Here is a 14,061-nt window from a genome sequence, read left to right on the forward strand (position 1 = left end):
AAACGCAGACGCCCACCACGCATGAGAAGGAGACACGCAGTGCAGCCACCCTCAACCGCTCAGCCGAGGCTTGAATTGCGGCATGCGAGCAAATCGTTCGGGCGCGTGCGCGCACTGTCCGACGGCGATCTCGCGCTGTGGCCCGGCGAAGTGCATGCGCTGCTCGGCGAGAACGGCGCGGGAAAATCCACGCTCGTGAAGATTCTCGCGGGCGTGCATCAGCCGGATAGCGGCGAACTCGTCGTCGACGGCGTGGCGCGCCGCTTTGCGACGCCTGCCGAAGCGCGCGATGCCGGGCTCGCGGTCATCTACCAGGAACCGACGCTGTTCTTCGACCTCTCGATTGCGGAGAACATCTTCATGGGCAGGCAGCCCGTGGACCGCATCGGCCGCATTCAATACGACGCGATGCGCCGCGAGGTGGACGGCCTGCTCGCCTCGCTCGGCGTGGATCTGCGCGCGGATCAACTGGTGCGCGGTTTGTCGATTGCGGATCAGCAGGTGATCGAAATCGCGAAGGCGCTCTCGCTGAATGCGAACGTGCTGATCATGGACGAACCGACCGCCGCGTTGTCGCTGCCCGAAGTCGAGCGGCTCTTTGCGATCGTGCGCAAGCTGCGCGAGCGCGACGTGGCGATTCTCTTCATCACGCACCGGCTCGACGAAGTCTTTGCGCTGACGCAGCGCGTCACGATCATGCGCGACGGCGCGAAAGTGTTCGACGGCCTGACCGCCGATCTGACCACGGAGGCCATCGTGGCAAAAATGGTCGGCCGCGATCTGGAGACGTTCTATCCGAAAGCGGAGCGGCCGCCCGGCGAAGTGCGGCTCTCGGTTCGCGGCCTGACGCGTGTAGGCGTGTTCAAGGACATTTCGTTCGATGTCCGCGCGGGCGAAATCGTCGCGCTCGCGGGTCTCGTGGGCGCGGGCCGCAGCGAAGTGGCGCGTGCGATCTTCGGTATCGACCCGCTCGATGCCGGCGAAATCATGATCGGCGGCCAGCGTCTGTCCGCAGGCAGTCCCGCCGCCGCGGTACGCGCGGGACTCGCGCTCGTGCCGGAAGACAGGCGCCAGCAGGGACTCGCGCTGGAGCTCAGCATCGCGCGCAATGCATCGATGACGGTGCTCGGCCGGCTCGTCAAACATGGCCTCATCACCGCGCGCAGCGAGACCGCGCTCGCGAACAGGTGGGGCACGCGCCTGCGTCTGAAAGCAGGCGACCCGAATGCGCCGGTGGGCACACTCTCCGGCGGCAATCAGCAGAAGGTCGTGCTGGGCAAATGGCTGGCGACAGGCCCCAAAGTGCTGATCATCGACGAACCCACGCGCGGCATCGACGTCGGCGCCAAAGCCGAGGTGTACAGCGCGCTCGCCGAACTGGTGCGCGAGGGCATGGCGGTGCTGATGATATCGAGCGAATTGCCCGAAGTGCTCGGCATGGCCGACCGCGTGCTCGTGATGCACGAAGGCCGTATCAGTGCCGACATTGCGCGCGCCGAGGCGGACGAGGAACGCATCATGGCCGCTGCGCTCGGACAACCCATTCCACCGTTGGGATGTGCAGCATGATGCGTCATTCTTCGACCCACCCCGCGCCCGTGCAGGCGCCGCCGCCGGCAAAGCGCGCTGCGAGTTCGCCGGCCGGCTTCGCCGCGACTCTCGCGAAGAGCCGCGAGACGACGCTTTTCATCGTGCTGATTCTGCTGATTGCAGGCACCGCGCTCGCGAGGCCGCAGTTCCTGAATCTGCAGAATCTGCGCGACGTGCTGCTGAATGTATCGATCATCAGTCTGCTCACCGCAGGCATGACCGTGGTGATCCTGATGCGTCATATCGACCTGTCGATCGGCTCCACGGTCGGCATCAGCGCCTACGCGGTAGGCAGCCTGTACGTCGCGTTTCCCCAGATGCCGGTGATCGTCGCGCTGGCAGCGGGGCTCGCTATCGGTCTCGTGGCGGGCGGCATCAACGCACTGCTGGTGGCGGTGGGCCGCGTGCCCTCGCTGGTCGCGACACTTTCGACCCTCTACATTTTCCGCGGTGCGGATTACGCGTGGGTGCACGGCGGACAGATCAACGCAACCAGTTTGCCCGATGCATTTTCGCGCCTTGCCACCGGCACATTCTTCGGCATCCCGACACTCGCGCTGATCGCCGTCGTCGTGCTGCTCGCGCTCGCCATCTATCTGAAGCAGTTTCGCGGCGGTCGCGAGCACTATGCGATCGGCTCGAATCCCGAGGCCGCGCGTCTGGCAGGCGTGAATGTCGAGCGGCGCGTGATGGCGGGCTTTCTGCTGTCCGGCGCGATTGCCGGCTTTGCGGGCGCATTGTGGCTCGCGCGCTTCGGCACCGTGGACGCGAGCACGGCGAAGGGCATCGAATTGCAGGTCGTGGCGGCGGCCGTGGTGGGCAGCGTCGCGATCACGGGTGGCGTGGGCACGATACTCGGCGCCACGCTCGGCGCACTGGTGCTCGGCGTGATCAGCATTGCGCTCGTCGTGCTGCACGTTTCACCGTTCTGGGAGCAGGCGATCGAGGGCGCGTTGATCGTCGCCGCCATTACCGCCGACACTTTGCTCGCCCGCTCCGTCGCCAAACGCATGATGAGGAAACGCGATCATGGCTAAACCCGATTCCGCGCTGCTCACGCGCAAACGCGAAACACCGCTGCAGTGGGAAGCGCTGCTGGTAGTCGTGCTGTTCCTCTCGCTTGCACTCGGCCGCGTGCTCTCGCCGGTGTTTCTCACGGGCGCGAATCTGAGCAACGTGTTGGCCGATCTCACTGAGATCGCCTTGATGGCCTTGCCGATGACGCTCGTCATCGTCGCGGCCGAGATCGACTTGTCGGTGGCTTCGGTGCTCGGCGCATCCAGTGCGTTGATGGGCGTGCTGTGGCATTTGGGCTTGCCGATGCCGGTCGTGATCGCGCTCGTGCTGATCGCGGGCGCGGCGGCGGGGCTTCTCAACGGTCTCGTGATCGTCAAGCTGAATCTGCCGTCGCTCGCGGTTACGATCGGCACGCTCGCGCTGTTTCGCGGCCTCGCTTATGTGCTGCTCGGCGATCAGGCCGTCGCCGATTTTCCGCCCGCGTACACCGCATTCGGCATGGACACGCTCGGCGCGACCTTTATTCCGCTGCCTTTCGCGATCGTCATAGCCGGCGCGGTGCTGTTCACCGTGCTGCTGCAATCCACCGCGTTTGGCCGCAGCCTCTACGCGATCGGCGCGAATCCGACCGCCGCCGCGTTTTCCGGCATCGAGGTCGCGAAGATCAGGCTGCGTCTTTTCGTGCTGTCCGGTTTGATGAGCGCGCTGGCCGGCGTCATCTACACGCTACGCTTCACGAGCGCGCGCGGCGATAACGGCGAGGGTTTCGAGTTGTCGGTGATTGCGGCGGTGCTGTTCGGCGGCGTGAGCATTTTCGGCGGACGCGGCTCGATGATCGGCGTGCTGCTGTCGCTGCTGATTATCGGCGTGCTGAAAAACGCCTTGACGCTCGACGACGTATCGAGCGAAACGCTCACCATCGTCACCGGCGTGCTGCTGCTTGCATCCGTGCTGATACCGAACCTGGTTGCCCGTTGGCGGGCGGCGCGCGACCGGCGTTTCATCGCGAAGTCGGCTGCATCTTCATGACGTGATTTAGCGTGACCACAAACCCGGACCTCATCCGTCCAACAACAAGCAGGAGACACTTCATGTTCAAACCCCTACGTCACACCGGCGCGGCGGCACTTTGCATTGCGCTGCTCGCGATCAGTTACGCGGCGCCCGCTGCGGGCCTGAAAAACGGCCTGAAGATCGCGTTCGTGCCCAAGCAGATCAACAATCCGTATGAAGTGATCGCCGACGACGGCGGCCTTGCCGCAATCAAGGAATTCGGCGGCACGGGCAAAGTGGTGGGTCCGTCGGACGCGGGTGCGTCGTCGCAGGTGCAATACATCAACACGCTGATTACGCAGCGGCAGGACGCCATCGTGATCGCGGCCAACGACGCGAATGCGGTCGTCCCGTATCTGAAGAAAGCGATGTCGCAAGGCATCAAGGTCGTCACGTTCGATTCGGACACGGCGCCCGAGGGCCGGCAGCTATTCGTCAATCAGGCGAACGCGGAGGGCATCGGCCGCGGCCAGATTCAGCTGGTTTCGAAGCTGATGGGCGGCGAAGGCGAATTCGCGGTGCTGTCCGCCACGCCGAACGCGACCAACCAGAACACCTGGATCAAATGGATGCAGGAGGAATTGAAGAAGCCCGAGTATTCGAAAATCAAGCTCGTCAAGATCGCCTACGGCAACGACGACGACCAGAAATCGTTCGTCGAGACGCAGGGCTTGTTGCAGGCGTATCCGAACCTGAAGGCGATCGTCGCGCCGACCACGGTCGGCATTGCGGCGGCGGCGCGTTATATCTCGACGTCGTCGAGCAAGGGCAAGGTGGCCGTGACCGGTCTTGGCACGCCGAACCAGATGCGCGCATTCGTCAAGAACGGCACGGTGAAGGCATTCCAGCTGTGGGATCCGAATCAGTTGGGCTATCTCGCCGGCTACGCGGCGGCGGCGCTCGCGTCGGGCACGATCAGCGGTAAGGAGGGCGAATCGTTCGATGCGGGCAAGCTCGGCAAGCGCACCATCGGCGCGCAAGGCGAGATCATTCTCGGACCGCCGACCACCTTCGACGCCAGCAACATCGACAACTTCAACTTCTGATTGCCACCGGGCGCCGCGCATTCACGCGCGGCGCCGACGAAAGAGCACGCGAGGCGCGCTGGGCCATGCACCGCCCGCGCGCCTCGCGCTTTTTTGCCTACGTGACGGCCTTCACGAGGCACACACGAAGCCTGTTCAGAAGCGGTGCTGAATGCCGGCGGTCACGCCCGTTTGCGTGTCGGCCGCGCCGGTCAGATCGCGCGACAGGCTGACGGCATTGCCGTGCTTCGCCATTGCATAGCCGCCCGCCAGGTACAGCACGGTGCGCTTGGAGAGCGCGTACTGGCCGCGCAGCGAAATGAGCGTCGGGTCGGCGTCGCTCGCGTCCTTGATGTCCTGGTGATAGACGGCGCCGAACAGCGAGATGAACGGCGTCACGTCGTATTGGCCGCCGATCCAGTACATGTCGCTGCGCAGCGTCGGCGTGGCGGCGTGGAAGGAGCGCCGGTAGTTGCGGTAACCGGCCATCGCCTTCACCGCGCCGAAGTCGTAGCTGAGGCCCGCATGAATGCCCTGGATGTAGTTGGTCGTGTCGGCGGGCGTGACGCTGTCGTTCGCGCCGTTCTGCCGGTCGAAGGTCACCACGGCGGCGAACGGGCCGGCTTCGTAGCCGAGGCCGAAGTCGTACTTCGAGCTGGATTTCATGCTGCCGGGCACGTTGCCGAAGCCGTACATCGCGCCGAATTTAAAGCCGGAGAAGGTACCGTCGTAGCGCACGGCATTGGCGGAACGCGAAAACAGTCCGTCCTTGCGGCTGCCCGTCGCGGTGGACGAGGTCGCCCACGAGTAGTTCGGTGCGTAACCCATCGGGTCGAACGGCAGCATGTAGTCGTAGGTGGTGGTGAAATTGCGGCCCAGCGTGATTTGCCCGAAGCGGTTTTTCAGGCCGAGGGTTGCGCGCCGGTCGAAGATCGCACCAGGGCCGTCGTCGAACTGGCCGTTTGCGATATTGATGCCGCTTTCCAGCTGGAACACGGCCTTCAATCCGCCGCCCAGATCCTCGACGCCGCGCAGACCCCAACGCGACGTGTTCTTGCCGCCGGACACGAGACGCGTGGCGCTGCCGCCCGCGCCTGCATGGTTCACATATTCGACGCCCGCATCGACGATGCCGTACAAGGTCACGCTCGACTGCGCATGCGCGCCTGTCGTGAGACCGGCGAAACCGGCGAGGCCGGCGCAGGTCACGCCGAGGGTCGTTTTCTTGATGCTCAACTTCATCAACAGTCTCCTGTAGGTGCTTTTTTTACTTCGGTGGGTGAGAGGGCAAAGGGCCGCGGCGGAGCTGCGCAGTGCGGGACGTGTCAGCTCGCCTGAGCGAACGCCCAGCAATCGTTCGCCGGAAACTCGATCCAGTGGCGCCCGGCTGCGCGCGGCACATTGCCGAATGCGCGCAGACGCAGCTCGCCGCAATGAAACAGGTACTCCCAGCGGTCGCCGAGATACATCGACGTAATCAAGTCCGCTTCCAGGCGGTTCGCGCCCGGACCATCGGCGACCTGCACGCGCTCGAGGCGGATCACGGCTTGCGCCTGTTGGCCGGCCGTGAGCCCCTCGCGCGCTTGCGCCTGCAGTTGCCAGCCGTCGCCGGCGAGCGTCACGCGCTCGCCGGCGACGGCGGCCACCCGTGCGTCGATGCGGTTATTGCTGCCCATGAACTCGGCGGTGTAGAGCGAGCGCGGCGCGCCGTACAGTTCCGCGGGCGTGCCTTCCTGTTCGATGCGGCCGTTGCGCAGCAGCAGAATGCGGTCGGACATCGCCATCGCCTCGGTCTGGTCATGCGTCACGCAAAGCGCCGACAGCCCGAGCGACACGATCAGCTCGCGCAGCCACGCGCGCGCTTCCTCGCGTAGCTTGGCGTCGAGATTCGAAAGCGGTTCGTCGAGCAGAATCACCGGCGGGTTGTAGACGAGCGCGCGTGCAATCGCCACACGTTGCTGCTGGCCGCCCGAAAGTTGATACGGATAGCGCGCGGCCAGGTGGCCGAGTCCCAACTGATCGAGCGCGCTTTGCACACGCTTTTTCTGCTCCGCCGCCGACACGCGCCGCAGCTTCAACCCATAGCCGACGTTATCCGCCACAGTGCGATGCGGCCACAGCGCGTATGACTGGAACACGAGCCCGAGCGAGCGCTGCTCGACCGGCAGATCGACGTGCGCCGCGCCGTCGAAGAATGCCTTGCCGTCCAGTTCGATGCGGCCCGACGAAGGCTGTTCGAGACCGGCCACCGCGCGCAGCAGCGTCGTCTTGCCGCTGCCCGACGCGCCGAGCAGGCACACCACCTCGCCGGGGTTCAGTTCGAACGACACGCCCTTGAGAATCGGGTTGTCGCCATAGCTCAGAAAGAGGTTGTCGACCGAGAGCTTATCCATGCAGTTTCACTCCGAAGCGCAGGGCCACGCCGAGTCCGGCGCCGACCATCGCGATGTTGATGACAGAAAGCGCCGCGACCTGATCGACCGCGCCCGTCGCCCACAGCGAGACGAGCAGCGCGCCGATCACCTCAGTGCCGGGCGAGAGCAGATAAACGGCGGTCGAATATTCGCGCTCGAAGATCATGAAGATCAGCAGCCACGCCGCAAGCAGTCCGAAGCGCACGAGCGGCAGCGTCACGTCGAGACTCACGCGCGCCCGCGTGCCGCCCACGCTGCGCCCGGCTTCTTCGAGTTCGGGGCCGACTTGCAGCAGCGCGCTTTGAATCAGACGCATGCCGTAGGCGAGCCACACGACGGTGTAGGCGATACAGATGCTCCACATCGAGTTCTTGAGTTCCTTCACGCCCGGCACGAAGAGAAAGATCCACAGGAACGCGAGACCCGCGAGCAGGCCCGGCACCGCGCGCGGCAGCAGCACGAGGTAGTCGAGCAGACGCGTCGCCCAGTCGTTGCGGCGATGACCGGCGAACGCCACGAGCGAATAGAAGCCCACCGCGAGCGCGCCGCCGATCACGCCGATGCCGAGCGTGTTGAGCATCGCGCGCACGAGGTTGTCCTGCTCGAACAGTTCGGTGAAGTTGGCGAGTGTGAGCACGTCGGCAAGACGCACGCCTTCGCCCCAGTTGGTGACGAACGCGCGCAGCGTGATGCCGGAAAGCGGCACGAACACAGTCAACAGCAGCCACACGGCGACGATCGCGAGCGCGACCCAGCGCCATGCGCCGAGCGGCAGCACGGTCTGACGTCCCGCCTTGCCCTTGACGGTGACGAAGCGGTTTGCGCGCTTGAGCAGCCGGCGCTGCAGCAGCACGAGCGGAAACGTAATCGCGACGATGCACACGGCGACCGCGGCCATCAGGTGATACGACGGCACGCCGAGCTTGTTGGTGAGCTTGTACAGATAGGTGGCGAGCACGAGGTGCCCTTCGGGGTCGCCGAGTACGAGCGGCAGACCGAACACCTCGAAGCCGAGGAAGAACACCAGCACGCCTGCGAAAAGCAGCGCGGGCAGAGTCATCGGCAGGCTCACGTCGAATGCCACGCGAAACGGGCGCGCGCCCGCGACGCGCGCGGCTTCCTCGACATCGGAGCCGAGATTGCGCAGCGCCGCCGACGAATACAGATACACGTGCGGCACATGCGTGAGGCCGACGATCACCGTGATCGCGAGAATCGAGTACACGGTCCACGGCGCGTCGGCGCTGCCGAACAGCGCCTTCCACCAGACCGAATAGAAGCCGACCGGGCCGGCCGCGACGACGTAGCCGAATGCGAGCACCATCGGCGAAACGAACACGGGCGTGAGCAGCAGCGGCTCCAGCCAGCGGCGGCCGGGCAGGTCGGTGCGCACCATCAGGAACGCGAGAATGCCGCCGAGCGGAATGGAAATGAACAGCATGCCGCCCGCGATCACGAATGAGTTCTTCAGCGCGGACCAGAAGTCCGGGTCGCTGAAAATGAATTCGAAGCCGGCGAGGCCGAGCGTGCGGTTGGCGTCGAAGAACGGCGCATTGAGCACGCTCTGGAACAGGATGAAGCCGAGCGGCAGCGCCACCGCCACGGTCAGCACCGCGACGACGAGCCAGCGCAGCAGCCCCGCCAGCGGTTGCAGACGGCCGTGCGGCAACGTGCCGATGGAGCCGCTGTCTGCCGCGAGCGGCGCGGCGTCGCGAGGCCCGGTTGCGCTAGTGAAAAGCATGAGTGTCCCCCTGCGGCGCTGAAAGCCGCATATCGACAGGTGTGTTCAACGGAAAGCGGAGACGTTCGCGCGCGGGCGGCGCGAACGCGCGAATCAGGCGTGAGCCTCTATCTCGGACGAGACGCGTCTAGCGCTTGATCGACTGTTGCCATTGCTTGAGGAATTCGAGGCGCTTTGACTGGTCGAGATAAACCAGCAGGCCCGAGCCGATTGGAATGGGCTTCAACGAATCGCCGAGCTGCTTCGTGAGACCGGCCATGGACGTTTCGCCTTCCACGTCCGAGCGGATCGAGAAAAGGCTCGCCTGATTCGCGAGCAAGGTCTGGCCGCGCTGTGACAGCAGGTAGTCGACCCACAGCTTCGCGGCGTTCGGGCTCTTTGCCTTCTTCGAAATGGTGACGAGGCGGCTCACTACCAGTGTGTAGTCCTTAGGATAGACATAACCGATGGACGGATCTTTCCTCGCCTTGGTGAGCGCGTAGGAGCCGAGAATGTTGTAGCCGATCAGGTTCTCGCCCGACGAAATGCGCTCCATCATCGCGCCGGTGCTCGACTGCAGTTTCGGGCCGGTCGCGCCCATCGCCTTGACGAGATCCCACGTGACCTGCGGGTTCACGCGCGCGTCCTGCGTCAGATAGTTGAAGCCGACGCCGGACTTCTCGATGTCGTAAGTCGTGACCTTGCCTTTGAACTGATCCGGTTTGGCCTGCAGCAGCTTGATGAGGTCGGCGCGCGTTTGCGGCACTTCGCCCGCGGGCACGAGACGCTTGTTGTAGACGATCGCGAGCGGTTCATAGGTCGTGCCGTAGGCCTGCTTCTGGTACTGCGCCCACTGCGGCAACTGTTTGGCCTCCGGCGACTCGTAGCTCGCCATCAGGCCGTCGTTGACGAGCTTCACCTGCAGGTCCATAGCCGAGCTCCACAACACATCGGCGCTCGTGCTGCTCGCTGCGTTTTCGCTGATATAGCGGTTGTACAGCTCGGTGCTGTTCATGTCGTTGTACTCGACCTTGATGCCGTACAGGCTTTCAAAGTCCTTGATGAGCGGGCGCACGAGGGCGGTGTCCGTGACCGAGTAGACGATCAGCTTGCCTTCCTTTTTCGCCCCGTCGACGGTGGCCTGGTAGTCGCCCGGATAACCGGCCGGAAAGGCCGCCCATGCTGCATTTGCGGCGAGCGCGACAGTGCCGGCGAGAAGCTTCAGAGAGATGTGCACGTCTTCCTCCAGAAAACATCATGTTGGTTTTGTGAAGGCGAATAGTAAGAGAGGCGCGCTTTCTGAATGCTTTCAATTTGCTAGGGAAATGCGTCACAATGGACGAATTCGCCTCATGGATTTCCCTGGGATTCTGTTCATGCGTGTGCTGCTCGTCGAAGACAATCCGATTCTTTCCCGCTCGCTGACCGACGCGCTGACAAGTGCAAAACTCACCGTCGATTGCATGCATGACGGCGAATCTGCCGACCACGTGCTGCGCACGCAGGACTACGCGCTCGTGATTCTCGACATCGGCTTGCCGAAGCTCGACGGGCTGGAGGTGCTGCGCCGCCTGCGCGCGCGCCGCAACGCGGTGCCCGTGCTGATGCTGACCGCGCACGGCTCGGTGGAAGAACGCGTGCGCGGCCTCGATCTCGGCGCCGACGACTATCTCGCCAAGCCCTTCGCGCTCACTGAGCTGGAGGCGCGGGCGCGCGCGCTGCTGCGCCGCGGACACGGGCAGGAGGCGTCGCTTGCCCAATGCGGCACGCTGATTTACGACAGCGTGGATCGCGGCTTCACGCTCGACGGCGAGCCGCTCGCGCTCACGCCGCGCGAGCGTTCGGTGCTCGAAGTGCTGATGCTGCGCAACGGCCGCGCGATCAACAAGGAGACGCTGTCGGAGAAAATCTTCGGGCTCGACGAATCGGTGAATGCGGACGCCATCGAAATTTACGTGCACCGTCTGCGCAAGAAACTCGAGCGCAGCTCGGTCGGCATTGTCACGCTGCGCGGGCTCGGCTATCTGCTCGAAGCCCGCACGCCATGACGCGCTCGAATCTGCGCGTGCGGGTCGCGCTGTGGCTGCTGCTGCCGCTTCTGTTGCTGCTCGCGCTCGATGCCTGGCTCACCTATCAACGCGCGATGAACGCGGCGCACGCGGCATTCGACCGCACACTCGAATTTTCATTGCGCTCGATCCGCGACGGCGTGCGTTTGCGCGACGGGCGCATCGAGGTCGACCTGCCTTACCTCGCGCTGGAAATGTTCGAGTCGAACGGCGGCGGCAACATCTACTATCAGATTCGCGAGGAATACGGCCGCGTGGTGACCGGTTATCCCGATCTGCCCGAAACGAAGAAGGCGCCGGCCGAGCCCTACAGCGTGCAGTTTTATGACGACGTGTTTCGCGGCCGTCCGCTGCGCATTGCGATGTTGAGGCTGCCGGTGCACGACGTGCCCACGGCGCAAACCCGCGTGGTGCTGGTGCGCGTGGGCGAGACGATCGAGCCGCGCCAGGCGCTCGCGCGCGAGATTCTCACCGGATCGCTGCAACAGGAAGGCCTGCTCGTGCTGCTCGCGCTCGGCATTGTGTGGCTCGGCGTCGCACGCGGCTTGCGGCCGCTCAATCGCCTGTCGGCGAAAGTCGCCGCGCGCGCCGAAGACGACCCGACGCCGCTCGATACCGTCGGCTTGCCGAGCGAGGTGGCGCCGCTCGTCGATTCGATCAACCAGTACATTGGCCGTACGCGGAAAATGCAGCTATCGCGGCGGCGCTTCTTCAACGACGCCGCGCATCAGTTGAAAACGCCGCTTGCGGTGATTCAGGCCGAGTCCGAACTGGCCCTGCGCGATCTGGACGGCGTCGACGAGAACGGCACGGCACCCCGGCGCCAGGGCGTTCATTTGCGGCGCCTGAACCGCGCGGTGCAGCAGGCCGTGCGGATCGTGCAGCAGTTGCTGTCGCTGTCGCGGCTCGATGCGGACAGCGGTTACACCGTGAAGCATGCCGCCGTGCCCTTGCACAAGGTTGCGCGCAGCGTGACGCTCGACTGGTCGCCGGTAGCGCGCTCGCGCGGCATCGACCTCGGCTTCGAGCAGGACGCGCGCGTGGACGTAACGGGGCAGTCCGATCTGCTCGCGGAACTGGTGGGCAATCTGATCGACAACGCGATCCGCTATTCCGGCGACGGCGCGGTCATCACCGTGCGCGTGGCGTGCGAGGACGGCGAGCCCTTGCTTCAGGTGATCGACAATGGGCCGGGCATTGCCGCGAGCGAACGCGACGCGGTGTTCGAGCGCTTCTATCGCAGCGAAGCGACACAGGCCGTGGAAGGCAGCGGCCTCGGCTTGTCGATCGTGCGCGAGATTGCGCGGGTTCACGCGGCGCGCGTCGAACTGGGCGATGCCGTCGGCGGCGGCCTCGTGGTGAGCGTGCGCTTTCCCACGCCCGCGCCCCCGCAAGCAGCGCTGTGACGCAGGCCGCGCGTCGGGTCTTTATTTGCGAATCGAAAAGTGTTGCGCGAAATCGGCCGCGGACATGGCGCTCGGCCATCTCGTGCCGTCCATGAACGTTTGTGCGGGTTCGTCCGCCGGCACGGCGACCTTCACGTGGGCGGCCGCCTCGCGATAGAGCCGCGTCTGATTGATCTGTCCGGCGATCTGCGCGTAATCGCCGCGCGCGTCGATCATGCCCCAGCGCTCGAATTGCGTCAGGAACCAGGCGCCCTCGAATGGGCACGGGTAGTTCACAGCGCCGTCGTCGAAGAAACGCACGGGCAAACCGCACGGCACCGTTGCGGGAATCGCGTCGCCAAAGCGCGCTGCGATCAGCGCTTCGTCTATGCCGATGTACTCGGGCCGCGCGAGCCAGCGCGCGATTTCATTGCGGTGGCCGGCGCCGTCGAGCCAGCGGCATGCTTCGAGCATCGTCTGCACGAGCGCCCGCGCGGTATTCGGATGCGCGCTCACAAAGTCGCGGCGGCACGCAAGCACTTTCTCCGGATGATCGGGCCACACTTCGCTCGTATACGCGACCGTTCGGCCGACGCCCTTCGCCTCGGCCATCGCATTCCACGGTTCGCCGACGCAAAGGCCGTCGAGCCGGTCTTCGGCGAGCGCCGCGACCATCTGCGGCGGCGGAATCACCACGCTTTCGATATCGCGCAACGGGTGCACGGCTTGCGCGGCGAGCCAGTAGTACAGCCACATCGCGTGCGTGCCGGTCGGAAAAGTCTGCGCGAACACCGGCTTGCGGCCGAGCGCGGCGAGTGCTTGCCGCAACGTGCCGTGTTCGGCGAGGGCGTCCGCGAGACGGTTGGACAGCGTGACCGCCTGGCCGTTGCGGTTGAGCACCATCAGCACGGCCATGTCCGTTTGCGGACCGCCGAGGCCCAATTGCACGCCGTAGACGAGGCCGTACAGCGTATGCGCCGCGTCGAGATCGCCGGAAATCAGCTTGTCGCGCACGGCGGCCCAGGAAGGCTGGCGCGACAGTTCGAGCGTGAGTCCGTGCGCGTGGCCGAATTCGAGCAGCTTGGCGGCGACGAGCGGCGCGGCGTCGGTGAGCGCGACGAAGCCGAGCCGCAGATGCGTTTTCTCGAGCGGCCCGGATGCAAGCGAAGCGGACGAGGAAGCGGGGTGGCTGGCAGAGTTCATGGACAGGCTTCACTTGGGCTGTTCAGCCGCCGCGACGACCGCGCGCGCGACCTCGGCGAGCTTGACGCCCTGGTTCATCGCGCGTTTGCGCAGCATGGCGTAGGCGGCGTGCTCGGTGAGTTTCTGCTGATCCATCAGCAGGCGTTTGGCGCGGTCGATCAGCTTGCGCTCGGCGAGTTCGTTCTCGACCTGTGCGAGGCGCTCGCGCAGCTGCGATTCCTGCGCGAAGCGGGCGAGCGCGACTTCGAGAATCGGCGCGAGCCGTCCGGTTTCGAGTCCTTCGACGAGATAGGCGGTCACGCCCGCGCCGACGGCGTCGCGGATCAGTTGCTGATTGGCGTCGTGGCTGAACATCAGGACGGGCCGCGGCGCGGTGGCGTTCATCACCGCGAGCTGCTCCAGCGTATCGCGCGAGGGCGAATCCGTATCGATGATAATGACGTCCGGCCGCTCGCTCTGAACGGTGCTGTGCAGCGCGTGCGGCGTCGCGGTGCTCGCCAGCATCTCGTAACCGAGGCGGGCGAGCGCGTCACGCAGGTCGCCTATCGGCTTATCGGTGTCGGTGACGAGGAGAACACGCAGCAT

At 65.1% G+C, this 14,061-nt stretch carries 12 protein-coding genes; 6 read left to right on the top strand and 6 right to left on the bottom strand.

The genetic code is table 11. The annotated features are described in order from the left end of the window. Window positions 1-39: 39 nt before the first annotated feature. The 4 genes from ACEN8U_RS06555 (at window position 40) to rhaS (ending at window position 4,706) form a co-directional block, all read left to right on the top strand. Window positions 40-1,569 (top strand): sugar ABC transporter ATP-binding protein, encoded by a 1,530-nt coding sequence (locus ACEN8U_RS06555; RefSeq protein WP_310107400.1) that lies wholly within the window; start codon window positions 40-42, stop codon window positions 1,567-1,569. Continuing rightward, entirely contained in the window at window positions 1,566-2,627 is a 1,062-nt protein-coding gene (locus tag ACEN8U_RS06560) for an ABC transporter permease (protein WP_310107403.1), read from the top strand. The genes ACEN8U_RS06555 and ACEN8U_RS06560 overlap by 4 nt, the downstream gene beginning before the upstream one ends. Then, a complete protein-coding gene (locus ACEN8U_RS06565) occupies window positions 2,620-3,636 on the top strand; it encodes an ABC transporter permease (RefSeq protein WP_310107406.1) in 1,017 nt (338 codons plus the stop codon). The genes ACEN8U_RS06560 and ACEN8U_RS06565 overlap by 8 nt, the downstream gene beginning before the upstream one ends. A gap of 62 nt (window positions 3,637-3,698) precedes the next feature. After that, window positions 3,699-4,706 (top strand): rhamnose ABC transporter substrate-binding protein, encoded by a 1,008-nt coding sequence (gene rhaS, locus ACEN8U_RS06570; RefSeq protein ID WP_310107409.1) that lies wholly within the window; start codon window positions 3,699-3,701, stop codon window positions 4,704-4,706. Window positions 4,707-4,841: 135 nt separating this feature from the next. Here the strand turns inward: rhaS and ACEN8U_RS06575 are convergent, their stop codons facing one another. From ACEN8U_RS06575 to ACEN8U_RS06590, 4 genes are all read right to left on the bottom strand, one after another. Continuing rightward, complete coding sequence (locus tag ACEN8U_RS06575; RefSeq protein ID WP_310107413.1) at window positions 4,842-5,927, bottom strand: porin; 1,086 nt, start codon at window positions 5,925-5,927, stop codon at window positions 4,842-4,844. A gap of 83 nt (window positions 5,928-6,010) precedes the next feature. Beyond that, window positions 6,011-7,078 carry an ABC transporter ATP-binding protein gene (locus ACEN8U_RS06580; protein ID WP_310107414.1) on the bottom strand — a complete coding sequence of 356 codons (1,068 nt, stop codon included), beginning with the start codon at window positions 7,076-7,078 and terminating at the stop codon, window positions 6,011-6,013. Continuing rightward, window positions 7,071-8,840, bottom strand: coding sequence for an iron ABC transporter permease (locus ACEN8U_RS06585; RefSeq protein WP_310107417.1), 1,770 nt, complete (start codon window positions 8,838-8,840; stop codon window positions 7,071-7,073). The genes ACEN8U_RS06580 and ACEN8U_RS06585 overlap by 8 nt, the downstream gene beginning before the upstream one ends. A gap of 127 nt (window positions 8,841-8,967) precedes the next feature. Continuing rightward, window positions 8,968-10,056, bottom strand: a complete 1,089-nt coding sequence (locus tag ACEN8U_RS06590; protein ID WP_310107419.1) for an ABC transporter substrate-binding protein — start codon at window positions 10,054-10,056, stop codon at window positions 8,968-8,970. A gap of 115 nt (window positions 10,057-10,171) precedes the next feature. Here ACEN8U_RS06590 and ACEN8U_RS06595 point away from each other — a divergent pair, with 115 nt between their 5' ends. Further along, the gene (locus ACEN8U_RS06595) at window positions 10,172-10,867 is read left to right on the top strand and encodes a response regulator (protein ID WP_014971941.1); all 696 of its coding nucleotides are present in this window, start codon (window positions 10,172-10,174) and stop codon (window positions 10,865-10,867) included. Then, the gene (locus ACEN8U_RS06600) at window positions 10,864-12,294 is read left to right on the top strand and encodes a sensor histidine kinase (protein WP_310107422.1); all 1,431 of its coding nucleotides are present in this window, start codon (window positions 10,864-10,866) and stop codon (window positions 12,292-12,294) included. The genes ACEN8U_RS06595 and ACEN8U_RS06600 overlap by 4 nt, the downstream gene beginning before the upstream one ends. A gap of 21 nt (window positions 12,295-12,315) precedes the next feature. Here ACEN8U_RS06600 and ACEN8U_RS06605 read toward each other — a convergent pair whose 3' ends face one another. Together ACEN8U_RS06605 and ACEN8U_RS06610 are read right to left on the bottom strand one after the other, a co-directional pair. After that, complete coding sequence (locus tag ACEN8U_RS06605) at window positions 12,316-13,476, bottom strand: CmpA/NrtA family ABC transporter substrate-binding protein (protein ID WP_310107425.1); 1,161 nt, start codon at window positions 13,474-13,476, stop codon at window positions 12,316-12,318. 9 nt (window positions 13,477-13,485) lie between these two features. After that, window positions 13,486-14,061 (bottom strand): ANTAR domain-containing response regulator, encoded by a 576-nt coding sequence (locus tag ACEN8U_RS06610; protein WP_013590369.1) that lies wholly within the window; start codon window positions 14,059-14,061, stop codon window positions 13,486-13,488.

Source organism: Paraburkholderia phenoliruptrix, assembly GCF_047325075.1.
Taxonomy (GTDB): Bacteria; Pseudomonadota; Gammaproteobacteria; order Burkholderiales; family Burkholderiaceae; genus Paraburkholderia; species Paraburkholderia phenoliruptrix.

What these genes read in the sequence shown, in the direction of transcription:
- ACEN8U_RS06580 (WP_310107414.1), bottom strand. Translation starts at nt 7,078, where the DNA reads ATGGATAAGCTCTCGGTCGACAACCTCTTTCTGAGCTATGGCGACAAC.
- ACEN8U_RS06595 (WP_014971941.1), top strand. Translation starts at nt 10,172, where the DNA reads ATGGATTTCCCTGGGATTCTGTTCATGCGTGTGCTGCTCGTCGAAGAC.
- ACEN8U_RS06575 (WP_310107413.1), bottom strand. Translation starts at nt 5,927, where the DNA reads ATGAAGTTGAGCATCAAGAAAACGACCCTCGGCGTGACCTGCGCCGGC.
- ACEN8U_RS06610 (WP_013590369.1), bottom strand. Translation starts at nt 14,061, where the DNA reads ATGCTGCGTGTTCTCCTCGTCACCGACACCGATAAGCCGATAGGCGAC.
- ACEN8U_RS06560 (WP_310107403.1), top strand. Translation starts at nt 1,566, where the DNA reads ATGATGCGTCATTCTTCGACCCACCCCGCGCCCGTGCAGGCGCCGCCG.
- rhaS (WP_310107409.1), top strand. Translation starts at nt 3,699, where the DNA reads ATGTTCAAACCCCTACGTCACACCGGCGCGGCGGCACTTTGCATTGCG.
- ACEN8U_RS06605 (WP_310107425.1), bottom strand. Translation starts at nt 13,476, where the DNA reads ATGAACTCTGCCAGCCACCCCGCTTCCTCGTCCGCTTCGCTTGCATCC.
- ACEN8U_RS06565 (WP_310107406.1), top strand. Translation starts at nt 2,620, where the DNA reads ATGGCTAAACCCGATTCCGCGCTGCTCACGCGCAAACGCGAAACACCG.
- ACEN8U_RS06600 (WP_310107422.1), top strand. Translation starts at nt 10,864, where the DNA reads ATGACGCGCTCGAATCTGCGCGTGCGGGTCGCGCTGTGGCTGCTGCTG.
- ACEN8U_RS06585 (WP_310107417.1), bottom strand. Translation starts at nt 8,840, where the DNA reads ATGCTTTTCACTAGCGCAACCGGGCCTCGCGACGCCGCGCCGCTCGCG.